21 protein-coding genes, 1 other RNA gene and 1 riboswitch are annotated in these 24,656 nt (G+C 63.7%); of the genes, 14 read left to right on the top strand and 8 right to left on the bottom strand.

Annotated elements, in window-relative coordinates; translation table 11 throughout:
• Positions 1-191 precede the first annotated feature (191 nt).
• Together ACT3TS_RS10435 and ACT3TS_RS10430 are read left to right on the top strand one after the other, a co-directional pair.
• Positions 192-659, top strand: a complete 468-nt coding sequence (locus ACT3TS_RS10435; RefSeq protein ID WP_444531444.1) for a hypothetical protein — start codon at positions 192-194, stop codon at positions 657-659.
• Positions 660-665: 6 nt separating this feature from the next.
• Positions 666-1,295, top strand: coding sequence for a group III truncated hemoglobin (locus ACT3TS_RS10430; protein WP_444531443.1), 630 nt, complete (start codon positions 666-668; stop codon positions 1,293-1,295).
• Here the strand turns inward: ACT3TS_RS10430 and rsrA are convergent.
• Together rsrA and ACT3TS_RS10420 are read right to left on the bottom strand one after the other, a co-directional pair.
• Positions 1,292-1,552 (bottom strand): mycothiol system anti-sigma-R factor, encoded by a 261-nt coding sequence (rsrA, locus tag ACT3TS_RS10425; RefSeq protein WP_444531446.1) that lies wholly within the window; start codon positions 1,550-1,552, stop codon positions 1,292-1,294. The two genes, ACT3TS_RS10430 and rsrA, sit on opposite strands and share 4 nt — an antisense overlap.
• 2 nt (positions 1,553-1,554) lie before the next feature.
• Entirely contained in the window at positions 1,555-2,250 is a 696-nt protein-coding gene (locus ACT3TS_RS10420) for a sigma-70 family RNA polymerase sigma factor (protein WP_444531442.1), read from the bottom strand.
• 277 nt (positions 2,251-2,527) lie between these two features.
• Between ACT3TS_RS10420 and ACT3TS_RS10415 the strand changes: the two genes are divergently transcribed.
• From ACT3TS_RS10415 to ACT3TS_RS10380, 8 genes are all read left to right on the top strand, one after another.
• Positions 2,528-3,043, top strand: coding sequence for a DoxX family protein (locus ACT3TS_RS10415; RefSeq protein WP_444531441.1), 516 nt, complete (start codon positions 2,528-2,530; stop codon positions 3,041-3,043).
• Positions 3,044-3,049: 6 nt separating this feature from the next.
• Entirely contained in the window at positions 3,050-4,390 is a 1,341-nt protein-coding gene (gene aroA / locus ACT3TS_RS10410) for a 3-phosphoshikimate 1-carboxyvinyltransferase (protein ID WP_444531440.1), read from the top strand.
• A 3-nt stretch (positions 4,391-4,393) separates the two neighbouring features.
• On the top strand, positions 4,394-5,512 hold the full coding sequence (rsgA, locus tag ACT3TS_RS10405; protein ID WP_444531439.1) for a ribosome small subunit-dependent GTPase A: 1,119 nt from the start codon (positions 4,394-4,396) through the stop codon (positions 5,510-5,512).
• 472 nt (positions 5,513-5,984) lie between these two features.
• Positions 5,985-6,800: a histidinol-phosphatase gene (hisN, locus tag ACT3TS_RS10400; RefSeq protein WP_444531438.1), complete on the top strand. Its 816-nt coding sequence runs from the start codon at positions 5,985-5,987 to the stop codon at positions 6,798-6,800.
• Between the two features lie 159 nt (positions 6,801-6,959).
• Positions 6,960-7,073: riboswitch (SAM riboswitch) on the top strand.
• A gap of 41 nt (positions 7,074-7,114) precedes the next feature.
• Entirely contained in the window at positions 7,115-8,560 is a 1,446-nt protein-coding gene (locus ACT3TS_RS10395) for an aminotransferase class V-fold PLP-dependent enzyme (protein ID WP_444531437.1), read from the top strand.
• A 133-nt stretch (positions 8,561-8,693) separates the two neighbouring features.
• Positions 8,694-9,464, top strand: coding sequence for a class I SAM-dependent methyltransferase (locus ACT3TS_RS10390; RefSeq protein WP_444531436.1), 771 nt, complete (start codon positions 8,694-8,696; stop codon positions 9,462-9,464).
• A gap of 117 nt (positions 9,465-9,581) precedes the next feature.
• Positions 9,582-10,838: an Nramp family divalent metal transporter gene (locus ACT3TS_RS10385; RefSeq protein WP_444531435.1), complete on the top strand. Its 1,257-nt coding sequence runs from the start codon at positions 9,582-9,584 to the stop codon at positions 10,836-10,838.
• 16 nt (positions 10,839-10,854) lie between these two features.
• Entirely contained in the window at positions 10,855-11,610 is a 756-nt protein-coding gene (locus tag ACT3TS_RS10380) for a metal-dependent transcriptional regulator (RefSeq protein WP_444531434.1), read from the top strand.
• Here the strand turns inward: ACT3TS_RS10380 and ACT3TS_RS10375 are convergent.
• The 3 genes from ACT3TS_RS10375 to ACT3TS_RS10365 all read right to left on the bottom strand — a co-directional run bounded on the left by ACT3TS_RS10375 (position 11,607) and on the right by ACT3TS_RS10365 (position 14,056).
• Entirely contained in the window at positions 11,607-12,011 is a 405-nt protein-coding gene (locus ACT3TS_RS10375; protein ID WP_444531433.1) for a DUF2568 domain-containing protein, read from the bottom strand. The genes ACT3TS_RS10380 and ACT3TS_RS10375 overlap by 4 nt on opposite strands.
• A gap of 15 nt (positions 12,012-12,026) precedes the next feature.
• Complete coding sequence (locus ACT3TS_RS10370) at positions 12,027-13,676, bottom strand: AMP-binding protein (RefSeq protein ID WP_444531432.1); 1,650 nt, start codon at positions 13,674-13,676, stop codon at positions 12,027-12,029.
• 80 nt (positions 13,677-13,756) lie between these two features.
• A complete protein-coding gene (locus ACT3TS_RS10365) occupies positions 13,757-14,056 on the bottom strand; it encodes a DUF4193 domain-containing protein (protein ID WP_444531431.1) in 300 nt (99 codons plus the stop codon).
• 290 nt (positions 14,057-14,346) lie between these two features.
• Here ACT3TS_RS10365 and ACT3TS_RS10360 point away from each other — a divergent pair, with 290 nt between their 5' ends.
• The 4 genes from ACT3TS_RS10360 to ACT3TS_RS10345 all read left to right on the top strand — a co-directional run bounded on the left by ACT3TS_RS10360 (position 14,347) and on the right by ACT3TS_RS10345 (position 19,156).
• On the top strand, positions 14,347-14,739 hold the full coding sequence (locus tag ACT3TS_RS10360; protein ID WP_444531430.1) for a hypothetical protein: 393 nt from the start codon (positions 14,347-14,349) through the stop codon (positions 14,737-14,739).
• A 110-nt stretch (positions 14,740-14,849) separates the two neighbouring features.
• Positions 14,850-15,584 carry a hypothetical protein gene (locus ACT3TS_RS10355; RefSeq protein ID WP_444531429.1) on the top strand — a complete coding sequence of 245 codons (735 nt, stop codon included), beginning with the start codon at positions 14,850-14,852 and terminating at the stop codon, positions 15,582-15,584.
• Complete coding sequence (locus ACT3TS_RS10350) at positions 15,581-16,288, top strand: hypothetical protein (RefSeq protein WP_444531428.1); 708 nt, start codon at positions 15,581-15,583, stop codon at positions 16,286-16,288. The genes ACT3TS_RS10355 and ACT3TS_RS10350 overlap by 4 nt, the downstream gene beginning before the upstream one ends.
• Positions 16,289-16,558: 270 nt before the next feature.
• Positions 16,559-19,156, top strand: a complete 2,598-nt coding sequence (locus tag ACT3TS_RS10345) for a LuxR C-terminal-related transcriptional regulator (RefSeq protein ID WP_444531427.1) — start codon at positions 16,559-16,561, stop codon at positions 19,154-19,156.
• Positions 19,157-19,270: 114 nt separating this feature from the next.
• Here ACT3TS_RS10345 and ACT3TS_RS10340 read toward each other — a convergent pair whose 3' ends face one another.
• The 3 genes from ACT3TS_RS10340 to ACT3TS_RS10330 form a co-directional block, all read right to left on the bottom strand.
• Positions 19,271-22,447 (bottom strand): SpaA isopeptide-forming pilin-related protein, encoded by a 3,177-nt coding sequence (locus tag ACT3TS_RS10340; RefSeq protein ID WP_444531426.1) that lies wholly within the window; start codon positions 22,445-22,447, stop codon positions 19,271-19,273.
• A 331-nt stretch (positions 22,448-22,778) separates the two neighbouring features.
• Positions 22,779-23,144, bottom strand: a transfer-messenger RNA (tmRNA) gene (ssrA, locus tag ACT3TS_RS10335).
• A 129-nt stretch (positions 23,145-23,273) separates the two neighbouring features.
• Complete coding sequence (locus ACT3TS_RS10330; protein WP_444531425.1) at positions 23,274-24,608, bottom strand: glycoside hydrolase family 3 N-terminal domain-containing protein; 1,335 nt, start codon at positions 24,606-24,608, stop codon at positions 23,274-23,276.
• Positions 24,609-24,656: the final 48 nt, after the last annotated feature.

Below are 24,656 nucleotides of genomic sequence, written 5' to 3'. Positions count from 1 at the left end.
AAGAGCCCGCCCCGCCACCTGGCAGGGCGGGCTTTTGCCTGCCGGACGGCCCGCGCAACGAGCCATTGCCGTGCCCTGGAACCATCATTGGATTTGGTGTGACGAAACAGGCAGTGCATTAAACACGGAAAATACTGTTCTAAAGATAAAGTGGAATTGTTGCCAGCGTCCCGCGTTGAAGAAAGCCGGAAATGTTCGCCCTCGTACTTCTCACCATGCTGCCATTTGTCTGGTTTGGCATGATCACCGCCATCTCCTTCATTGAAACCCCCTTGAAGTTTCGCGCCCCCGGCATGACCCACGCATTGGGTGTGGGCATTGGCAGGCTCGTGTTCAAGGTGCTGAACCTGGTGGAGGCGGCCCTGGCAGTTGTTCTGCTCGCCGCATGGACCCAGCGACCGGACCTGGTCACCGTGCCCATCGGCATCTTCCTGTGCGTGCCCATGCTGGCCCTGGCTCTGCAAACCCTGGCGCTGCGCCCGGCCATGGCCAACCGCACCAAGGCCCTGGCGGAAACCGCGCTGGCCCACAGCGGAACCACTGCCGTGACAGCCAAGGTTGGCACACTCACGCACGTTGCCTACATTGGCTCGGAACTGGTGAAGGCTGTTGCACTGCCGGTGGCCGGCATCCTCATTGTCGTGGCTGTGGCGGCGTAACCACCCATGGCGACCATTCCACTGAACTCCGGGCGCACGACGTCGAACCTCAACCCCTATGAGCCGACGGCGGCCCCACCGCAGGCGCCCCCACCGCAGGAGCCGGGCGGCGGCTCATGCGACAGCTCGGGGGCCCACAGCGACATCGCCGACCGGGCCGACGTCGTGAAGCTTGTGGAGACCTTTTACACGCGGGCCTTCGCAGACCCTCTGATCGGGCACATTTTCACTGACGTGGTGCACATGGACCTGGTCCGGCACATGCCCATCATGGCCGACTTTTGGCAGACGGTGCTGTTCAAGGCGGGCCTGTACAACCGCAATGCGCTGGCAATCCACTTCGACATTCATGCCAAGGAACCACTGACGCTTGAGCACTTCAACCGGTGGCTGCAGTTGTGGACCAACACCGTGGATGGTCTTTTTGCCGGCGAAAAGGCCGAGCTTGCCAAGGTGCAGGCCCACCTGATTGGCGGTTCGCTGCACCGACGGGTCACGGGCAGGCCGGCCAGCCAGTACAGCACCATCTCAACGCGCCCGCCGCAGGGACCACAGATCGGCGCGCCTAACGACCAGGCGCCGGACGTCCAAGGGCCGGACGTCCAGGCGAAAACAGCGGACGCGCCGGAAGCTTAAACCGCTGCCGGCTTGCCTTCATGCAGTCGGGCAAGGATGGCTGCCTTGAGGGTTTCCGGGGCAGCTTCCTTGCAGGAACGCTTCACAACCGAGCGAATGACACACTCAAGGTCGTACTCTTGGGAGCAGTCCGAGCAGCCGTCGAGGTGCCCCTTGATCTCGCCCAGATCAGCACGGGACAGTGCACCGTCAAGGTATTCATAAATCCGCACGATGCGTTCGTCATCGCAATCGCCCAGGCTTTGGCAGTCGCCCATGGTCATTTCTCCGTTTCAGTCATTAGGTTGGACTCTTTGACGTAACCGCGTTCAACGGCATAGTCGGCCAACATTTCACGCAAAAGTTTTCTTCCCCGGTGCAGCCGCGACATCACGGTCCCAATGGGGGTGTTCATGATTTCCGAGATTTCCTTGTAGGCAAATCCCTCGACGTCGGCAAAGTAAACTGCCAGCCGGAATTCCTCGGGAATGGCCTGCAACGCCTTTTTGACGTCCGAATCGGGCAGGTGGTCAAGGGCGTCGGCCTCGGCCGAGCGCAAGCCCTTGGACGTGTGTGATTCCGCCCGTGCCAGCTGCCAGTCCTCAACGGAGTCCGCATTGGACTGCAAGGGCTCACGCTGCCGCTTGCGGTACAGGTTGATGTAGGTGTTGGTCAGGATCCGGTACAGCCACGCCTTCAGGTTCGTGCCGGGCTTGTACTGATGGAAGGCAGAGAATGCCTTGGTGTAGGCCTCCTGGACCAGATCTTCGGCGTCGCTGGGGTTGCGGGCCATGCGCATGGCCGCCGAATACAACTGGTCCACATAGACCATGGCGTCGCGTTCAAAGCGCGCACGTCTGGCATCGGCAGTCTCATTGGCAACATCGACTTCTGCCACGTCTGTATTCACCACAGCGCTGCGGCTGGCGGGTGCTGGCTCGGAGTTGGTGGTTTGCTCAGGCTCGGAAGTGTTCATCACTACTGAGTCTATGCTCAGAGTCAGTTTCAAGGGTGCCGCTTGGACCAGTGTCTGCATAGCCGCCTTTCCGTCGCTTTGGGTGTTGCAGTTCGTGTTGCCTGGCCAGCCCCTGCCCAAGCCGCCACTAACCATGCAAACCCGCCAACGCCGTCGGATATTCCGCAAACACCGCAACAGCGAAAGAGTCGTGGGAGACTTATACACAGCATGAGCCTCCCGCGAGGCGGCCGCGGCCGTGTTTTGGGAGGCTGACCGAATCACTAAGGAGGCTTCCTTGTCCATTGTTCGCGTACTCGCCCGCCCCATGTTGGCATCATCATTCATCCTCTCCGGCCTCGACCGGCTGCGCCACGCAGACCAGACGGCGGCGCAATTGGCACCCGTGCTGCGCCCGCTGAGCGCTGCCCTGCCGGTGGACGCCAGCGAGAAAACCCTGGCCCGCGCGCTTGCCGGAACCCAGGTGGGTGCAGGCTTTTTGCTGGCCATCGGAAAATTTTCCCGCCCCGCCGCCGTCGTGCTGGCCCTCACGGCTGGCCTGGGCGCGGTGGTTGAATACCGCACCGCCGACACCACCACCAAGGAAAACCGCAGCCACCGCCGCAACCAGCTGACCAAGAACATCGGCTTGATCGGCGGCGCACTGCTGGCAAGCGTTGACACCGCCGGCCGCCCCGGACTGGCCTGGCGCACCGAGAAACTGCTTGAGAGCGGCAAAAAGAACGCCCAGACCAAACTCAAGAAGGCGGACAAGTCAGTCCGCGCGCTAGCCCACGACGTGACAGGACAGTAACTCCCGATGACCAGCGCCCATTGGCCCGCACCCTTCTCCACAACACCCCTGGATGCCACCGTCACCATTCCGGCCTCCAAATCGCTGACCAACAGGTATCTCGTGCTCGCAGCCATCGCCGACGGTGAATCCCGTCTGCGCGCGCCGCTCCAATCACGCGACTCGGACCTGATGATCGGCGCATTGCGGGCCTTGGGCGCTGTCATCACCGAAGTTCCCGGCACCGGCGACGTCCCCGACCTCGTGGTCACGCCCATCCCGGCCGGCTCCACAGCGCCCGGCACCATCGAGGTCGACTGCGGCCTTGCCGGGACCGTCATGCGCTTCGTCCCGCCGCTGGCCGCGCTCGTTGCCAGCCCAGTAAAGTTCGACGGCGACCCGGCGGCCCTGGTGCGCCCGATGGCTCCGATTGTGGCTGCGTTGGAAGGGCTCGGGGTGCGGGTCGAGGACGGGGACGACGGCTTCCTGCCGTTCACCGTCCACGGCACGGGCGCTGTTGAGGGCGGTCACGTGCAGGTCGACGCAGGCGGTTCCTCCCAGTTCATTTCAGCCATTTTGCTGGTTGCACCGCGCTTCAGCAATGGGCTGCACCTTGAGCACACCGGCGATTCGGTGCCCAGCCTCGACCACATTTCAATGACAGTGGAAATCCTGCGGTCCATGGGGGTTGTGGTGGACTCCTCCACGCCCAAGCACTGGAAGGTGCAGCCCGGACCCATCCCCGGCTTTGACGTCTCGCTGGAGCAGGACCTCTCAAACGCCGGACCCTTCCTTGCCGCCGCCCTTTCCACCCGCGGCACCGTGCGAATCCCGAACTGGCCGTCAAACACAACACAGGTGGGCGACAAGTGGCGGGAAATCCTGCCGCAGTTCGGTGCCACGGTGACGCTTAATGACGGTGTCCTGACGGTCACCGGCGGTCCGGACATCCTCGGCGTCGACATCTCCGACACCAGCGAGCTGGCCCCCTCAACGGCGGCCATCTGCGCCCTGGCCTCGACCCCGTCACGATTGCGCGGCATCTCGCACCTGCGCGGCCATGAGACCGACCGGCTGGCGGCGCTTGCCGCTGAAATCAACGCCCTTGGCGGCAACGTCGAGGAAACCGAGGACGGGCTGATCATCAACCCCGCTCCCCTGCACGGCGGCGTCTTCCACAGCTACCATGACCACCGCATGGCCACGGCCGGCGCCATCATCGGACTTGCCGTGCCCGGCGTCGAGGTTGAAAACATCGCCACCACCGCCAAGACCATGCCCAACTTCCCAGCCATGTGGGCGGCCATGGTGTCGCAAACTGCTGGCACAGCTGGAGTTGGCACTGCGGCGGTTGAAGCCGAGGCCTAGGGAATGGCACGGGACTACAGCAACTGGGACGAATCAGACGTCCGCGTCAGGGCCAACAAGAAGGGCAGCCGGCCGCGCACCAAAGACAGGCCCGCCCATGAGGACGCCGTCATTGGCAGGATCATCACGGTGGACCGCGGGCGGTACACGGCCATTGTGGACGAGGACCTGCCCACCGAACGCACCTTGATTGCCGCCCGCGCCCGGGAATTGCGGCGCAATCCCGTGGTGGCCGGCGACTTTGTGGCACTGGTGGGTGACGTGACGGGCAAGCCCGACACCCTGGCCCGCCTGGTCCGGGTTGAGGAACGCCGCACCCTGCTGCGCCGCAGTGCCGACGACACGGATCCCGTGGAGCGGGTGGTGGTGGCCAACGCCGACCAGCTGGTCATCGTCGTCGCGGCAGCCAACCCCGAACCCCGCACCGGATTCATTGACAGGGCGCTGGTCGCCGCCTACGACTCCGGCATCGCACCCCTGCTGCTGATCACCAAAACTGACATCAAGGATCCGGCCGAACTCCTCGCCAACTACGAACACCTGGACATGACAGTCATCATCAGCCGCACTGCCGCTGCGGGGGCTTCCGGCATCGACGCCCGCAGTGACGACGGCGACTCCGCCCTGCTGGCTGGCGGTGCCGTGGAGCAGCTGCACGGCTACCTTGACGGCAAAGTCAGCGTCATGGTCGGGCATTCGGGCGTGGGCAAGTCAACCATGGTCAATGCGCTGACAGGTTCGCAGCGTGCCACGGGCGGCGTCAATGCCGTTACCGGCCGCGGGCGCCACACCTCTTCGTCCGCGCTGGCCCTGCAGTTGCAGGACGGGCTGCCCGGCTCGTGGATCATTGACACTCCGGGCATCCGGTCCTTTGGCCTGGCACATGTGAACGCCGACAGGATCCTGCAGGCCTTCCCCGACCTGCAGCCCGGCACCGACGACTGCGAACGCGGCTGCAAGCACGACAGCGTCGCCGTGAACTGCGGGCTGGACCCCTATGTGGCGTCCGGGAACGCGGGCGACGCCGGACCTGCCCGCCTTGCGTCGCTGCGCCGCCTGCTGGGCACCAGCGACAGGACAGAAGGCCGCGCCGAGGCGAAGGAACTGGGCATCTTCGAGTAGTCCCCACCGGCCCCCTAACCTCGTTCCTCGGCAAGGGATCCCTGCCGGCGTGGGCCCATCCACCGGCACCTTAAGCTCGTTCCTCGGCCAGGGATCCCTGCCGGCGTGGGCCCATCCACCGGCCCCAGCTGTCCCAAGCTGCGCACAACCGGCCCCCGCTGTCCTAATCTGCGTGGAACTCGCCGCGGTTGTGCCGCAAAACTGTGTTATGCGGCACACCCGCAGTGGGTTCTGCGCAGCTTGGAACATTTGGCCAGCTGCCCGCGGCTCAGTTGGCTTCTGCGCACGGCTAGGCGCTTGCAGGATGCCCAGGCGCCACTGCCCGTGAACTTGTACGCGCCACTCACAGCGGGTGGTGCGCATGAGTTTTGGTTCGTCACCGCATATACACCACTGAGCTCCAGTTGTGCGTATAAGTTCACGAAGGTGGCGCTGACGGGTGTTTGCGCCAAATCGCGATAGCGTGAAGCGTATGACGATCGAACCCCAGACGTACAACGATGACCTCCGCCTGGCACATGTCCTGGCCGACAGCGTCGACTCCCTGACGATGTCCCGCTTCAAGGCCCTCGACCTGGGTGTTGAAACCAAGCCGGACCTGACCCCCGTGACGGACGCAGACAAGTCCGCAGAGGAGTCCATCCGCAGCCAGCTGGCCCGGGTCCGCCCGCGCGACGCCGTGCTGGGTGAGGAGTTCGGCAGCAGTGGACACGGTTCCCGCCGCTGGATCATCGACCCGATCGACGGCACCAAAAACTTCGTCCGCGGCGTCCCCGTCTGGGCCACGCTGATCGCCCTCGTCGATGAAGGCGTCCCCGTCGTTGGCCTCGTCAGCGCGCCGGCCCTGGGCAAGCGCTGGTGGGCCGCCCAGGGAACCGGCGCCTACATGGGCAAGTCGCTCGCGGCAGCCACCCGCATCCGCGTTTCAAACGTCGCCGAACTCAAGGACGCTTCCCTGTCCTACTCGTCACTGAGCGGCTGGGCCGAGCGCGGCAACCGGGACGAGTTCATCTCCCTGACCGACGACGTCTGGCGCACCCGGGCCTACGGCGACTTCTGGTCCTACTGCATGGTCGCCGAGGGCAGCGTTGACATTGCCTGCGAGCCCGAACTGAACCTGTACGACATGGCCGCACTCGTCCCGATCGTCACCGAGGCCGGCGGGCGCTTCACCTCGCTCGAGGGCGCCGACGGCCCCTTCGGCGGCAACGCCCTGGCCACGAACTCGATCCTGCACACAGAGGTGCTGCACCGCCTCAACCCCAACTGGGATGACCTGCTGGGCTGACCCCAACCAAGAAGCACAGGTGAGTTAAGAACGACGGCGTCCTCCCGCCGTCGTTCTTTTTGTCCGCCTGGCGCGGGGCTGCTTCGGGCGAATGCGGGCGCCCGTTACGCAACGTAACAAATGCGCCGTCGGAATTCTTGGGCTAACCTTTTGGGCATAGGTCACGAGTGCCAGCGCTAAACCCCGGTTTGCTGGCCGGCAACCCTCCTTTCGCGGCGGGGTGCCCCGGGTGACGACCTGGCCAGGCCGGAACGGTCATGGCAAGCGCGGACTCCTTGGCACCCCCAAGCGTCCTTCCGTCGAAGGAAACATTCATGAGCAACGCCCTGTTTGAGGAAACACTGCTTGAGAACACACAACTGGCGGAAACCTCCCTTGCCAGCCGCCCCCTGCTGCCTGTCGTGGGCCAGGACCTGCCTGCCCCGCTGATCCAGGGCGGGCACGTGCGGTATGCCAATCTTGACTATGCAGCATCGGCGCCGGCCATTGAAGAAGTGGCGGCACACCTGAACGAGGTGCTGCCGTACTACGCCAGCGTGCACCGGGGCGCCGGCTTCGCCTCCCAGGTAAGCACGTCGGTGTATGAAAACGCCCGGCGGATCGTTGCGGACTTTGTGGTGGCCCGCCCCGACGACACCGTGATCTTCACCCGCAACACCACAGACTCACTGAACCTGCTGGCCGGGTGCGTGGCAAGCATCCTCAAGCAGCAGGGCTATGCGGAGGGCCGCGCCAACGTCCACGGCGAGGTGCTCTACCTTGACATCGAGCACCACGCGAACCTGCTGCCGTGGCAGGCTCTGCCGCACCGCTCGGTGGTCGCCGCCGATTCCATTGCGGCCACCCTTGCACGGGTGGAAACCCAGTTGCGTGCCGGCAATGTGCTGCTGTTGGCTGTCACGGGTGCCTCAAATGTCACGGGCGAGGTGCTTCCCGTGGACGAGCTGGCCGCGCTGGCGCACCGCTACGGCGCGCGCATCGTGGTGGATGCTGCCCAGCTGGCACCGCACCGCCGGATCGACCTGTCCGCCAGCGGCATCGACTACCTCGCGTTCTCGGGCCACAAGCTCTACGCACCGTTCGGCGCCGGAGTCCTGGTGGGCCGCCCCGACTGGCTCGACGCCGGCACGCCCCATCTGGCCGGCGGCGGCGCCGTAAAGGACGTCAAGCTCGAGTCAACGCGCTGGACCGAGGGCCCGGCCCGCCACGAGGCCGGCTCCCCCAACGTGCTCGGCGCGGCCACGCTGGCCAAGGCCGCCACCGCCCTGGCCGCCCTCGACGCCAACGACTGGCACACCCACGAACAACTCCTGCGCAGCCACCTGGTCGCCGGACTGTCCGCGCTCGACGGCGCCACCGTCCACACCCTGTTCAGCGACGCCGACACCCACCCGGACTGCGGCAGCATCGGCGTCGTTAATTTCTCCGTCACCGGGTACGACGCCGGACTGGTTGCGGCATACCTGTCGGCCGAACATGGCGTAGGCGTACGCGACGGCAAGTTCTGCGCCCACCCGCTGCTGAACCGTTTGGGGCTGCCCGCCGGTTCACTGCGAGCCAGCTTTGGGGTCGGTTCCCGTCTCGAGGACGCCCAGCGACTGCTCGACGGCATCAGCACGCTGCTGCGGGACGGGCTGGGCTGGGACTACGTGGTCGACGCCGGCCGCTGGGTCCCAGCCGACGACAACCGCGTCTACCCCGGCTGGGCGCCAAACACCCCGGGCACGGCCGGTGCCGCCCCCTGCACCACCGACCAATAAACGCTCGATCACATACGGGGGCGTTTCAATCCTGCCAGCGGGCACCAGGCCTGCCAATAGCCATTAGAGAGAGCGAGGGTTGGGTAGAGGGTAAAGTTGAACGGCACCAACGCACAACACCCCAGGAGCGAACATGGCAGGCACCGGCGGACCGGTCTTCGACGCCGAACGGCGCCAACGCATGGCAACAGCCTTCCTTGAGGGCGGTGGCCACTACCACAAGGTCCGCCCCGGCTACCCGCGTGAATCCCTTGACTGGCTGACCGAAGTCGCCGCGCACCCCCTTCATGACGTCCTAGACGTGGGGGCCGGAACGGGCAAGTACACCCAGTTGCTTGCCGGGCGCGGCTGGACCCTGACCGCCGTCGACCCCTCGGCCGACATGCTCGCTCAGCTTTCCCACGCTGTCCCGCAGGCCACCGCGCTTGTGGGCACGGCCGAAAACCTCGAACTGGCCGACTCCACCATGGACCTTGCCATAGTCGCCCAGGCCTGGCACTGGTGCGATCCCCTCACGGCCAGCACCGAGATTGCCCGCGTGCTGCGCCCCGGAGGCACCCTCGGGCTGGTCTGGAACCAGCTCGACGTCGGACTCCCCTGGGTGCACAGGTTGGCCCGCATCATGCACGCCGGTGATGTCCACAAGCCCGACTTCCGCCCCACCCTCGGCCCGGAATTCGCGCCCGCCGAGCCCCACAACACCCGGTGGGGCCAGACGCTGACCCCCGAGGAGCTCATGGAGCTGGCCAAGTCGCGCAGCTACTACCTCAAGGCCTCGGAGCAGGTCCGCGCCAAAGTGACAGCCAATCTGCGCTGGTACTTGTTTGAGCACCTGGGCCACGTCCCCGGCACCGAACTACAACTTCCCTATGTGACCCAGACCTGGCGCACCCGGAAGTTGTAGGCCGTCCCGTCAGCAGGAACCGGCGCCCCAAGAACCGCACCTCGACAACGGCAGCCCAAAAAGCATATGATTTCGGCATACCTACAAAATTGATTTAGGCACTTCGAAGGGTTGATTGTGCTCGAGACTGCCACAACCGGGAAAAAGCCGCTGCGCAAACCGCGCGGCGGACTGCTCCTGCTGCTGGGCCCTGCCTTTGTGGCCGCCATTGCCTATGTCGACCCCGGCAATGTTGCAGCCAACCTCACCTCGGGTGCCAGCTACGGCTACCTTCTGGTCTGGGTCCTGGTGGCGGCCAACGTCATGGCCATGCTCGTTCAGTACCAGTCGGCCAAGCTGGGCGTGGTGACAGGCAAGTCGCTTCCGGAAATTTTGGGCGAACGGTTCACGACACGCAGCCGGCGGCTTTACTGGGCACAGGCGGAACTGGTCGCCATGGCCACGGACCTGGCCGAAGTGGTTGGCGGGGCCATCGCCCTCCACCTGCTGTTTCAGCTGCCGCTGCCGGTGGGCGGGCTGATCGTGGGACTGGCCTCCATGGTTCTTCTCACGGTGCAAAACCGCCACGGCCAGCGGCACTTTGAACGCATCATCATCTTCCTGCTCGTCATCATCACCATCGGTTTCCTTGCCGGGCTGGTGCTCAGCCCGCCCGACCCGGCGGGCGTGGCCGCCGGCCTGATCCCCCGCTTCGACGGCTCGGGCAGCGTCATGCTCGCGGCCGGAATGTTGGGGGCAACCGTGATGCCACACGCCATCTACCTGCACTCCCAGCTGGCCAAGGACAGGCACCCCGACGCCCGCAGCACCCCGGCAGGGCTGCGCAGGATCATCAAGGCCACCCGCCTTGACGTGGTGCTGGCCCTCATTTTGGCCGGCGCCGTCAACATTGGCATGCTCCTGCTGGCCGCCTCAACCCTGGGCGGGATCTCCGGAACCGACAGCATCGAGGGCGCCCACACGGCCATCGTCAACAGTCTGGGGCCGGTGATCGGCGTCGTCTTCGCCATTGGCCTGCTGGCCTCGGGGCTGGCCTCCACCTCGGTGGGCGCCTATGCCGGGGCCACCATCATGAACGGCCTGCTCAAGGTGCGGATCCCGCTGCAGGCCCGGCGCCTGGTCAGCCTCATCCCGGCAATCGTCCTGCTGTCGGTGGGCATTGACCCGACCTGGGCGTTGATTGTGAGCCAAATCGTGCTCAGCTTCGGCATCCCGTTCGCCCTCATCCCGCTTTTGCGCCTGACGGCCAGCAAGCAGCTCATGGGCGAGCACCGGGACGGCCTGGCGCTGCGGCTGGCCGCCCTCGTCAGCGTGGCGCTCATCGTTGCCTTGAACGCCCTGCTGCTGTGGCTGACCTTCACCGGGCAGGGCTAACAGGTAGGCTGGGAGTGTGAAACAAACTGCCACCTCCTCCAGCATCGAAGACTACGTCAAGGTCATCTATGCCTATACGGAATGGCAGGACAAGCCCATCACCTCCTCCGCCCTGGCCACCCGCCTCGGCGTCGCGAATTCATCGGTGTCGGAGATGGTGCGCAAGCTCAAGGACCAGGGCCTCGTCGACCACCAGCCGTACAGCCCCATCCACCTGACCGAGCGCGGCCTGGCGCTGGCCCTGTCGATGGTGCGCCGCCACAGGCTGTTGGAAACGTACCTTGTGCGCGAGTTGGGCTACACCTGGGATGAGGTCCATGACGAGGCTGAAATGCTTGAGCACGCCGTCTCCGAGCATTTCATCGAGCGCATGAGCACCAAGCTTGGCCACCCCGCCCGCGACCCCCACGGCGACCCCATCCCCGACGCGCAGGGCCGCATCACGATGGCACCCTCGCACCGCCTCGACGAGCTCGACGCCGGGCACACGGGCCGCGTCAGCCGCATCAGCGACCACGACCCCGGGCTTTTGCGCCACCTGGAGAAACTCGGCATCGGTCTCGACACGGAACTCGGCATCCTGGGCCGGCTCCCCTTTGTGGCCGGCTTCCGGGTGCGCCTCCTTGATTCCACGCACGACGCCGGACCCTTGACTTTGGGTGACGAGGTCGCGGCCTCGCTGTGGCTGACATCGGTGGGAACCCACGCTGACTGTGCCGTGCAGGAGTTGACCGGCGGCTCGCTGATGAGCCGCCACACTGCACCCCGCTAGGATCGCCGATTCGGCCGTTCCAGGAATCGTGTCGCCCCGAATTGCGCCACAGCCAGTACGGCCATGGCGATGCCGAGGCCCGTTGAGCCAACACTGAGCAGTGCCGCGGCGGCTGCCAGGAACAGCACCAGTGACAGCAAGCTGACAAGCTGCCCATTCAAGCGGCGCTCACTGCGCGGAGCCAGGAAGACGCCCCAGAACACCACAACGACGCCGGGAATCCCCAGCCCCAGGATCAAGTTCCACGGGCTGTCCTGCTTAAAGCCCCAAAACAAGAACGCTGCCACCATGGCAACTTCCAGGGCAAAGCCCAGAAACTTGCTGGCAACGTCCACCACAGGGGTCAGTGTTGCCAGGTCAATGCGTGCGGCTTTCGCGTCCGCGACTCTGCGACGTCCCACTGTTCCCCATCGCCCCTAGTCGAGATCTGTCATGGCGGCACGATCCCTGCGCAACACAAAGCGCTGGACCTTGCCGCTGGGTGTTTTTGGAAGTTCGGCAACAAAGTGGATCCGCCGCGGGTAGGCATGGGCGGCAAAGCCCGTCTTGACCAGCTGCTGCAGTTCGGCGACCAGCGCAGCCGATGCGGCCCCGGACTCGCGCAGCACCACAAAAGCTTCCAAGACCTCACCGCGAATTTCATCCGGCGTGCCGATGACGGCAGCCTCCGACACGGCAGGATGGGTCACCAGCACCGATTCCACGTCAAAGGGCCCGATGCGGTAGCCGGCCATGATGACGACGTCGTCATCGCGTGCCGAAAAGTAAATGTAGCCGTCTTGGTCCCGGCGTCCGGCGTCGCCGGTGATGTACCAGGTGCCGTCAGCACTGTAGCGCTCGGCGGTTTTCACTGGCGCGTCCACATAGCCGGTGAACCACATGAACGGACTTTCCCTGACGTTGAGGGCGATCCGCCCCGGTTCACCATCGGCGGCACGCTCGTCGCTGTCATCGGCAAGCACGTCAACGCTCCATCCCGGCAGCGGCTCCCCCATGGACCCGGGACGCAGCTCTTCCTGCAGGCCGTCAGCCCACGCATTGCCTGCAACCATGCCGAGTTCCGTTTGACCATAGTGGTCCCTGACCTCCAGCCCAAACGCGTCCCGGCCCCAGTCGATGACGTCAGGTGTCAGGGGCTCGCCCGCGCTGGAGGCCCTGCGCAGAACGTGCCCCTGCCCGGGTGCTGAGCCTGCCCGCAGGGAGCGGTAGACGGTGGGGGCTGCGGCAAAGTTTGTCACGCTGAATTTTTCCATGACGGCCCATGTCAGTTCCGGGCTGAAGCCGGCCGAGAGGAGCAGGGAGCGGTTGCCCGCAGCCATGGGCGCCAAGAGGGCAAAGTACAACCCGTAGGCCCAGCCTGGGTCGGCCATGTTCCAAAACACGTCGTCGTCGCGGACATCCAGGCCAAAGCGGTGATACCCCACAAAGGAGGCCACCGCATTCAGCGGGATGGAAACGCCCTTGGGTGAGCCGGTGGTGCCCGAGGTGAACAGCTGCACCAGCGCGCCGTCCCCGCCCACCGCAACGGAGCCGCCGTCGTGCTTGTCATGCGCCGGCGTGAAGGCGCCCGTGCCGGCCACCATGTCGGCAAACGCGAGGTCGTAGCCGAACGCCTCGCCGCGGGCCACAACCACGGGCCGTGAGGCGTCGGTGGGGACTTCCCCGGCCGGGAGCAGCTTCTTGCGCTGGTCGGCGTCGCAAATCACCAGGCGGGTGCTGCTGGCCTGCAGCCGGAAGTCGATGGCGTCGTGGGCGAAGGCGGTGAAGAGGGGGACATCCACCGCGCCGAGGCGCCAGATGCCCAGGAGCGCGATGACGAGTTCGGCCGACTTGGCCATGAGCGTCGCCACGTGGTCGCCGCGCTTGATGCCCAATGACGTCAAGGCAGCGGCGAACTGCGTGGATTTCTCGCGCAGTTCGCCGTAGCTGATGTCGACAGCGCCCAGGTCGGCGGTGATGACGGTGAAGGCGGTGTCGCCTGCGGGATGCCTGTCGCACAAAAGCTCGGCTGCATTGGCCCCGGGCGCCGTGAAGGTGTCCAACAGCTCCTGCACACGTTCAGTCATGATCCGCTCCCTGCTTTTGCCTTGTTGGCTGCCCTCAAAACGCGGCGCCGCACGAGGCACGCCGCATGATTAAAGGCAGTTTAGCCTTCGCAGTCCTTGCAGAAGAACAGGCCGTTCTTCTCGCGCGCCACCTGGCTGCGGTGGCGGACCAGGAAGCAGGAGGAACAGGTGAATTCATCGTCCTGTGCCGGGATGACCTGGATGATGAGTTCCTCGTTGGAGAGGTCTGCACCGGGCAGGTCTGTGCCTTCGGCCGTATCTGAATCTTCGACGTCGATGTGCGCCGTCTGAGCACCGCCACGCTGTACCTGGAGCGCCTGAAGCGACTCTGTCTCGTGGTCTTCGTCCTTGTTGCGGGGTGCGTCGTAATCCGTTGCCATGCGGTTTTCAAACTCCTGAGATGCTCGTGGTATTGGCTGGGTGTTTCAGCGCCTCATACTAGCCCCTGGAAGCTGGAATTGCGCCCTTAATTCCCTGTTGTTTTCCCACAGCATAGGGGATGGTCTGAATATTTGGTGTATTCTCGCCGAATTTTTGCAAATATTGCTTTCCCCTGGCGTCACTTGTGGCCATTATCACCCTCCCAGCGGCACTGTGGCGGGGTTTGCAGGCACGTTTCCGGCCACCCAGAATCGCCACCGGCCACGCTTCGCCCTATCCTTGAGGGAACATGGCAAACAACAATTCCCCCCACTCTTCGCTCAATCGCCGGCAAGTGGCCCAGGCCCTGAACATTCCGCCGGAAATGGCCGCCCGAAACGGCATCCCCTCGCGCATGAGTGCTGCTGATGTGGCTGCCATCGACGCCAATCCGCCGGCCTGGTTGGCACAGTCACGCGCGAACTCCACCGGCAAGCGCCCGGTCTGGGTGGATCTGCGCTGCTACCTCTGCGACTTCCTTGAGGTGGCCCGCCCCAAGAAGTGGTGGCCCGAATTCACCTACGTGATTTGCGACTTCCATGACAACGACGAGCTTCCCGCCCCCAGCACCGGCTGGCGGCGCAGCGAGTACGACGGCGTCGGCAGCCGCTTCCGCGGCATCGTCGACTCCCAGGATGCCTAAGCTTCCCAGAATGGCTGGGCCCCCTGGCGTCCCAGCTCGATGACTGGGCCGGGAGCCGCGCACCCCGGTGGCTTGACGCTGCCGCCCGAATGTCGAGTAGGATTCACGCCGTGACAGTTTCGGCAAAATATTTTCAACACTGGCTAACTTCGGTGGCTGGTTCCACCAGCCATGCGGCCGTCTGCCGCGCCGCCGGCATCAAGCGGTCAACACTGGCCCAACAGCTGGTGCGCGGTCGGGTGTCGGTGGCCACGGTTGCCGCCGTGAGCCGTTCACTGGGACTGCCCGTTGTTGCTTCCCTGGCCGAGTTCGCCCCGTTCAACGATCTGGCCACGGGCATCCAGGCACCGACCCAGGCAGAGGCGTTGAGCCAAATAGCCGATGCGGATCTGCTGCGGGAAATCCTGAACCGCCGTACGGCAGCGGAAACCTTGACGGCACAGCTTCCGGTCACGCTGGCACCTCCCCACCACAGTTCTTCCGTACGCGCTTGGCTTGACGCCGTGGACACGGCAGAGCTGCGTCAAAAAGTTGCCCGACAGGCCTCGATTGCGCCACAAAACCTGTCGGCACAAATCACGGCGAACCGACTGACCGCGGAGCTGGCCATTGAGAGCGCGCGAATCGCCGGAGTTGGGCTGACCAACGGACTTGTTGCCACTGGTTTCCTCTCACCCGCTGAAGCCGGGTGGGCGGCCAATGCCAGGGAGCTCGCGTTGGAGGGTGCCTCCGACAGTGCGCTGGCCCTGCTGGCATCACACCGGCTGGAAGTACTGGGCCGCGCGTTGCGCCGCTCGGAAGACGAGACCGCTGCCACGCGGAGCATATGGGAGAACCTGGGATGACATCGATTCTGCAATGGGCAGCACTTGCGGTCTGCCTGGCGTGCGCTGCCTGGCGCATCCCGGCCATGCTCCAACGGCGAAACCGCAGCTTGTTTTGGATTTTTGCGATGGCCTCGCTGGCCGTCGGGCTGAGCATCCCGGCAATCTACCTGCCCGTCGATGCACTGCTGGGTGGTATTAATGTCGCCAACGTGGTGTTGCGGCTGAGTTTGTTTGCGGTGTTTTTCCTTCTCGCCGGGAAAGTCGCCGCCGCTTACAAGTCACCGCTCGCCAAGGCGCTGGTCCGCGGCCCGGCGGGGACAACCGTTTTGGTGGTTTGCTCCCTGGGCATCTGGATAAGCTTCTTCCTCTCCGAAAAGGGGCCCTCCAGCACTGGCTTGTCGGAGCTTGGGCACGAGCCGGCGCTGACTGCATACATGTGGTTCGGCATGGCTTATATGGCCTATGCGGCCGCCTGTCTCGTGGCCCCAACCGCCAAGGCAGCGTTCTCCCGGCGCCCCGTCCTGGACCGGGTGTCCGCGCTGCTCATGTGCGTTGGCTTCATCCTGGTCGTGACCACAGTGCCCATCCAGCTTTTCCCAAACACCAACTACGCCGTCCTTGGCGCCATCTCCTTCAGCGCAATTTTGTTCGTGGCAGCAGGTCTGGCCCTGATATGGCTCTCCTTTCTTCGCAGCCCCCTGCGCAGCAAGGCCGCCCGCTAAAGGAAGCAGTCGCGGAGACACAGGAAACACAATGTGCACTTTTCCATTAGTAATGGCATAATAATGAATGTGTGAACAGCGCCTGGCAATGCGTCACACAAGTTTTTGGGGGTGAGTGGTGGCCTGGTCTATGACCGGTCCACCACTCAAATGTTTAAGCAGCTCGGCCCGGGCCAGCGCCGATGGACGGACAGGCAGACTGGGCATCCACTGAAGTAGACTGCAATTTGTTGTGTTCTCATGGTGTCCCGGGAAGGTACCGCAAGTCCGATGGTTTTTGCTGAAGACGGCGACGTTGCCGCGTTGCTCAGCCGCCCGCCGCGGCCGCCAAACCCCCTCTCAACGATTCCGCGACCCCGGGTCACGGCCTTGATCGACGCCGGCGCTGCCGCTGCACTGTGCATCGTGCGCGGACCACGCGATCTGGGCAAATCGGTGGCCCTGGGCCATTGGGCAGCCGGCACCCGGCGCGAGGTGCTGTGGCTCCACTTGACCGAAGAATCAGCAGCACCCACGCGGTTTTGGCAGCAGCTCCAGATGGCACTGGGCCCCAAATTGCTCCCGCGGTCCCCCGGGGCAGCGGGGCCCAACCACCCCGCACATCAGCTGGCCGCACGGCTGGGAGGAACCGGCCAGTTTACCCTGGTGCTGGAAAATTTCTACCGGGTCCAGGACGCCCCTGTGCAGGCGGGGCTCCTGGAGCTGCTGGCGCACGCCCCGGAACTCAACATCATTGTGGCAGCCCGTTCCGCTCTCGACATTGAGGTCGAATACCCCACGATCACCACAGATTTTCACGTCATCGGCCCCGAGAGCCTGCAATTCAATGACACCGAGGCCAGGGATTTTCACGCAGGGACTGACTTGGAGCCCGTCAGCGCCAGGCTCAACGAACAGCTGAACGGCTCCCCGGTGTTGCACAAGTCGGCTCGTTACGCGGCGCTCGAACCTCGCCGGAGCACTCTTGGGCTCATCGACGACATTGTCGACAAGGTCACCACGTCCCTGCACCAACGGCTGACGGCCAGCCAAGAGATCCCGCACAGTGGCCCCTTGATTGGCTTCATGGCGGCTACATTGCCGTTGTCGCACTTTGACCTGGCCTTGGCGCGCGCGGTGGAACCTGACTGCCCCGATCCCGAGTCCCTGCTGCATGCGCTGGTTGAAGCCGGCACACTGTGGTCAACCACAGTCAACGGAACGCTCAGGTACAGCTATCCGGTGATCGTGGCCAACGCGCTCACGGCTCTTTTTTTTGAAGAGCTTGCTGATCGCCGCAATGTCACGCTGGACATCGCAGCGGCCGTGGAATTTGCCCGCGGCGAGTATCTGCCGGCCTTCAGTTACACCGTGGCCATTGGCGATTACCAGCGCAGCTCCAGCATGCTGCTCCGCTCCGGGCTGCCACTGCTGCTCGAGGCCCACGCCGGGTTTGCGGCCGCGCTAAAAACCATTCCGCACACCGAGATCGTCAAATACCCGCTGTTGTCCCTGGCGTTGGGTTTGGTCTACAACGCCGACAAGCTCACCCATTCGAAGGGTGCTGAATATCTTTCGCTCGCCTTGACGTCATCGAAGCTCCTCGGCCGGGCCCTGCCGCCAGAGGAAAGGCTGGCCATGAACATGGCCCAGGCAGTGGCCCTGCGAATGACGGGTCAATTCAAGCTGGCAGCTGCATCTTCCCGCACCAGCCTCAGGGATCGCAGCGAGCTCCCGCTGGCCGACCGCGACCAGATAGCCCCCTTTGAGTCCGTGGCCTTGGCACAATGGGGGTTGGCGCTCATCTTCACCGGCGACTTCACCACCGCCACCGCCGCCCTGCAGTCGGCCGTGTCCACAGCTCATGCTGCCGAGGCACACCAGACGCTCTTTTTCGCCACCTCGTTGTTGGCCTACCGCTATGCGCTCGACGGCGACCTGGTCACCGCAGCAGACCTCGCCGCCTCCGCGCTGGAGTGCATGCCGGTTGCGCCGCCAGCTCCGCTGTATGAGCAGACGCCCCTCTGCATGACACTGGCCATGGTCGAGCTGGGCAGGCTGCAGCCGGAAGCTGCTGCAGCGCACCTGGACAAGGTGCTCTCCGAGGCGGCCACGAGTGAATTCTGGGGCCGGCTGCGGATCATCGAGGCGCAGATAGATCTGCTCCGCGGCCACTCCGGCATGGCCATGGGACGACTGGACCTGATCCTGGCCCAAAAAAAGGAACTGCCGGCCCTCAACCCCTTCGACGCGGCTGCCCTGCCCGTGACCCGCTCGGCCCTGTTGCTGGCCCGCGGCAACGCGACCGGTGCTGCGGCCGTTCTTGGCCGGTCGACGTCGAAGAGCCCACCAGCCAGAATTGCCCTGGCACGGCTGAGCCTCTCGCTGGGCCGCCCCGCCGAGGTTGTCGAACTGCTCAGCACCGATCTCCGCCAGACTACAGCTGTGCAGGCACTGGACGCTTGGGTCCTCCTGACGGTCGCCAGACTCCAGCTGCAGGACGCGGAGACACTCCAGGCGGATATTGAGAAGGTCGCCGGAGCCGTCACGGCGCTCGGAAACCAGTGGCCCCTGGCCCTGCTGCCGGAAGAGGCCCTGGAGCTGCTGACGTCCGCATGGCAAGAGCACGGCGTGCCCTTGCCTGCGGCCCCGGTTCCGTCCGAGGCCCGCATTCCGGCGTCGCTGTCCAAGGTCTCCCTGACACCGCGGGAGGCCTCCATTCTGGCCACCCTGGCGACCACCCCGGACAGGGCCGAGATCGCACGCATCCACTTTGTCAGCCTGAACACCATCAAATCCCAGCTGCGCACGCTCTACAAGAAACTTGGTGTTGGCACCCGCGAAGACGCTCTCGTGGTGGCACACCAGGAACACCTCCTCACAGGCTGAAACACCCGGCCGAAAGTGCCCGTCTCCTCCTTGTGTGCGTGCCATTCACCGCAAAAGAGCTGCGGCCCCGTTCCTTTCGGAACGGGGCCGCAGCCCTTTTAGCACACTGTCAGACTAGTGACGTGCTGCTGCTCGGCGGCGTCGGGCGGACAGCGCCACGGCGCCAACTCCCAACAGTGCCAAGAGCAGACCAAAGCCCATCAGTGTAACGCTGCTGAAACCGGTATTGGCCAAATCACCATCGGCAGGCTGCGTCGGGTCAACGGTTGGGTCAACGGCCGGAGCAGACGTCGTCGGCCCATCAGTCGGATCAACGGTCGGGTCAACTGCCGGGGCAGACGTCGTCGGCTCGTCAGTCGGAGCAGGCGTCGTCGGATCCTCAGTCGGAGCAGGCGTCGTCGGATCCTCAGTCGGAGCAGACGTCGTCGGCCCATCAGTCGGCGGCGTCGTCGGCTCATCACTGGGCGTGTTGAGGAATGTCACGGCGTCAGAGGTCCCGTCAGTTCCCACAACAACTTGAATCGTCTCTTCCGCGAGTTCATAACCAACCGGCGCCTTGATCTCCTTGACCGTGTAGGTGCCTGGTTTGGCAACCTTCACGTTCTTGGTGTTTCCCTCGGCATCGGTGACACGCAGTGCGCCATCTCCAACGAAGACGTTGTCAACAACAACATTGAGGTCTGCATCCAGGATCTGGAAGATGGCATCAGGATCGCTAATGACCGCTTCAGCATCCACGGCATCAACCTTGGAGATCGACAGCGGGTAGCCGTCAGAGGGCGTGATCGTTGCCTTGGTTGAACCAATGCTGTTGATGATCGCTTCGTCAAGGGCAAAGTCCTTGATGCGGACCAAAATGTTCGCGGCGGGAACGCCCTGGCTGGCGTCCAGGACTGTGCCATCCTTTTGGAAGAGCACTACCTTTCCGGCGGGAGCATCATCGGTGGGTTCATCGAACCGGGCCTGGACGTTGCCGACCAGATCCTGCACATCGCTGCTCGGGTTGGCACCATCATCAACGTGGTCGGCGGAGACGAAGCCCACGAACTCAAGTCCCTCGGGGAGCACATCCACAACATCAAAGATCTTTACACCTGTGTACTTGCCGTGTGGCACCAGGGCCACGTTGTAAACAAACAGGTCATTAATCAGGTTGCCGTCGGCGTCGACTTCGGCGCGCAGGTTCTGCGTCCACTCCGTGTTGGGAGTGTCGCGGACGGTCTTGCGGATTTCAGCCTCATCACCGTAGGTGGTGGCATCCGACTCGACCTCGGACCAGTACAGGGCCTTGTCGTCTTCGCCGAAGAGCGTCGCTTTGTTCTTGATCTGCAGCGTCTGCTTGCCGACGATGGGATGGGTGTCCAGGGTCAGCGTCAGCTCAAACTGCTTGTCGATGCCCCGCGCGTTGACGAGCTCCAGGCCCGCAGCGCTGAGCGAGATGACAAGGTTGCCGTCATCGTTGAGCACCACGTCGAAAGAACCCGGAGCCATCTCGACTGACCAGTCATATTTGGCGTTGATGCCAGCCTTGACGGCGTCGAGATCTGAGATGTCAAAGACGTTCGTGTCAACGTAGTCGACGATGGAGCTCTTCGTGAGGTCAATGCCCTTGCCGGCGCCCACCGTGAACTTGTAGTCAACCTTGGTGGATTCACCTGGCTTGACAACAACGTCCTTGGTGACTGCTTCCTTCTTGAAGTAGTCAGGAGCGTTGAAGCCGTCTTCGTTCTCCTCCTGCGAGGTGACAAAGACGTCGCGGTTGTACCCGGTCTTCTGCGGCTTGTGATCCGCGTAGCTCCACTCACCCCTGTTGGTGAGCTTTTGCTTCGTTTCACCCGGGATAGGGGTCCATTCGTTCTGCAGCCCGACCACTGAATTAATGTGGGCCTTCACCGCGATGGCGGAGACAAGTGTGTTGTCCTGTCCAACGTTGATGTACAGCGACTGACCGTCCACGAAGTACTTTCCAACGTACTCGTTGCCGGCAAATGCGGCTGCATCCACGGGCTCGATCTTTTCCAGTTCGATGCCTGTGGCGGTGAGGAATGCGGCATCCTCGGTATTCCAGCTGGCCTGCGTCGGCAGCTTGTCGGAAATGACAACATTGGCTGTCAGTGTTTTCAGTACATTGCCGCCGTCCCACGGGGTCAGATCGGTATTCAGCGTATAGGTGACATCCGCGGGAGGAACCAGCGAACCGTCTTCCTGCGGCTCAACCTTCTTATTCGACCAGTCGGCAGTCTTCGTAAAGGCATTGCCTATGCCCGGACCTTCCATGCCGGCCTTTTTTCCACCGATGGAAACTGACGCTTCCTTGGTGCCTGAGTCCCCAAAAGTGGCCGTGTTCTTCAGGTTGACGTTGAAATTCCCGCCGGTGGGTCCTGTCACCTTGTCGGCAGCGGCCTGCAGCTGTGCCTCGAGTGCCACCCGGGCTGCCTCATCGGCAACGTGGGCGGTGTAGTTAATGGTCGTCTTCGACGGCCCCGGCAGATCCAGTGAACCGGAGAAGGTGTTGTCGGAAATGATCGGTGCGAACGTGACGGCACCATCGGTTCTGTTCAGACCGTCCGCATCCCAGGTGATTTGAGAGGCTGTGAAGGATCCCTCTTTGTACGTCATGCCGGCAGGAAGCGCATCCGTAATGGTGTACCCGGCCTGGGCAGCCTTCGTGTCAACGTTCAAGGTGTATGTGACCGGAGCACCAATCACACCGGCAGCGAGGGTTACCTTGCCGGTCTCGGCGTCAACGCTGACAAACCGGTTCAGGTTGCCGTTGTTGGCAACCCCCTTCGACTGGTAGTCGTTGACACTGGCAAACTCGTCACCGTCATTCTTGACGATGACGTCGAGCCACTTCTCTTCGCCGTCGACGGTCCAGTTGATCTGTTCCTTGGAGCTCCCCTCGACCTCATTCACGGTGAAGTTGAAAGAGACCAGGCCCTGCACGGTACCGGGCAGCTCATCCTTGAATTTGATCAGGACCTTGTTTGGATCGTCGGGGTCCTTCGTGATCGACTCGATCTGTTCGTTCCCCGCCGGCACATCTCCCAAAGTGACATTCGCCCCGAGGATGATCTCCACCGTGGAGCCAGCTTTCACCTCCTGACCGTATTGCATGCTCAAGGTAAGCGTCTGGCCTTCGGTGACCACGGGCGTGCCGTCGTAAGTTTCACCGCCTACCGTGACTGTCGTAGTGATCCCGGGCGTTGCCGCGGCGGCCACGCCGTTGCCAACACCGATAAGGGCTGCGAACGCCAAGGCAACAGCAAGTGCACCTGCCAGTGCAGCCATCCACCCCCTAGTAAGTTTGGTTGCCCCAATCCCCCCAGGAGAATGCGACACTGCCTCTGGTACTCGTCCGTGCATTGTGTTCCTTTGTATCGACTTGCCGGTGAAAAGTGTGCGGAAACCCGTGGTGTCCGGGGCCGCATCGTCACAGCCGTTCCCGCAAAGCACAAGGTTGTCCAATCAGAGTTTGGCAGTGGCGCCACGGCGCAACGGCAAATCCGACCCTATTTGACCCCGCACTTCACCCCCGGCCGCCAGGGAAACCGGGCACTGTCCGGGCATGAAAAAAGGACCCGTCCCCCGCCGCAATGGCGGGGAACAGGTCCCAATAGGGATGTGGAGATGGGGAGAATTGAACTCCCGTCCGATGTTGTGTTGTCAGGGCTTCTCCGGGTGCAGTTTGCAGCGGTTTTTCTCGGCCCCAGCTATCTCGCAAACAAGTAGCTGCCAGGCCCAGTTGTATAAGAGTCCCCTAAGCGCCTACAACAAGAACTTAGAGCAGTGGCCCTCTAGATGACGCCAGTATCCGGGACGAGAGCATTCCCGGGCTGACGGACTGTCTTACTGCTTAGGCAGCAAGAGCGAAGTCAGTGCGATTTGAGTCAGCACTTGTGTTTTACAGAGATCGTTAACGAGATAACCCTGTATCCTCGACCCGCTTCACCTGTCTCGACTAACACCGTCGAAACCGATCATCCCCTATTGTTTTTTCAAACCCACGCCCAGCGCCTTGAAGGGAACTGTTCGTGGACTATCCATGCTAGCGCATCCTGCCGGGAATTTATTCCGGCAGCCATGCCCCGGGGCACAAACAAGGAGGCGGGCACCGTTAATCGATCAATCCCTTGTCAGCCTTGGCCTGCAGCACCAGCAGCGCCGCGGCATCAATTTGGGCCGCAAAACCGGGATCACCTTCCGCCGCGTCCACCAAGCCCTGGTACATCTGCGGCATCAGCGACTGGTTCGTGCACAGCGCCATGGTGCCTCCGGCCTTCAGGAACAGGACCCCGCGCTCGGAGACCGGCACCGCCGCCACCTGCACGGCATCGCAAATGTCGTCGCTGACAATTATTCCGTCAAACCCGAGGTCGCCGCGCACCATGTCGTGCACAATCACCGGCGAGAACGGAGCCATGTCATCCGGGTCAATCAATGGATAGGACGCGTTGGAAATCATCAGCCACGGCACCCCTGCATCGACCGCATCCCGAAAAGGCTCGATATAGGGGTCGTGGCGCACCGTGGTGTCATCCACCACCCCGGCCGAGACATCGGTGTTGAGGGTGACGCGCCCCAGCCCCGGAAAATGCTTGACAGCCGGGTCAACACCGGCGGCCATCATCCCCTGAGCAAAGGCGAGCCCCGCGCTGGACACCGCTGCGGGTGTGTAGCCGAATTCGCGGCCAAACGCGCCAATCGGGGCGTTCTGCGGGGCGAATGCCGCGCTCGTCACGGTGTCCAGCACGGGTGCGAGATTCACATTGACACCCACCCCGGCCAGCTGCTGCCCCCAGGCAGTGGCGTCCGCGAGCAGCTCCGGCGCCGGCAGCCGGCCCTGTTCAATGGCCTGCGGCATGTCGGCAAAACCAGGCCCGCGCATGATCTGTACAAAACCGCCCTCTTGGTCGGTGGCCACAAACGGCCGCACGCCTTCCGTCCGCGCACCCGAAACCTGTCCGGCGATGGCCGAAACCTCCGCGCCGATCCCCGCCTGCCCGGCTTCGCTGCGCCCCTTCATGAACACGTTGCCCACATACAAGGTGTCCACCGCATACAGCGAATCCGCGTCGGCCCCGGTGACCGGCGAGGACACCATGAGCACCTGCCCCACCTTTTGTTCCAGGCTCATGGCAGCAAGCTTGGCCGCAGCCACTCCCCCGGCCGGACTGTCCGACGTCGGACCCTGGCTTGCGCTGGCTGGCGGCGGTGCCGCAGTGGTCGGCGCAGGGGTCGGCACTGAGGGCGACGGAACTGGCGTTGGTGGCGAGGGCGTTGGGGATGCTGCCCCACTGGTGGCCGGGGCGGGGGCGGAGCTGCTGCCGGCAGACGATGCAGGTCCTGCCAGCCTGTCATTGAAAAACAGCACCACCAGGGTGACCACCAGGGCCACGCCCACTATGGACGCGCCGATGATCCACCAGCGTTTGTTTCCAAGCGCAACCACTATTGGCCTTTCGGTATGAGCTGCCGTCCCTGCCAGCGTAGGTCAAAG

The organism is Specibacter sp. AOP5-B1-6 (genome assembly GCF_052376555.1).
GTDB lineage: Bacteria > Actinomycetota > Actinomycetes > Actinomycetales > Micrococcaceae > Specibacter.
Note: the sequence above shows the minus strand (reverse complement) of the source record. Positions and strands in the feature narration are given on the sequence as shown.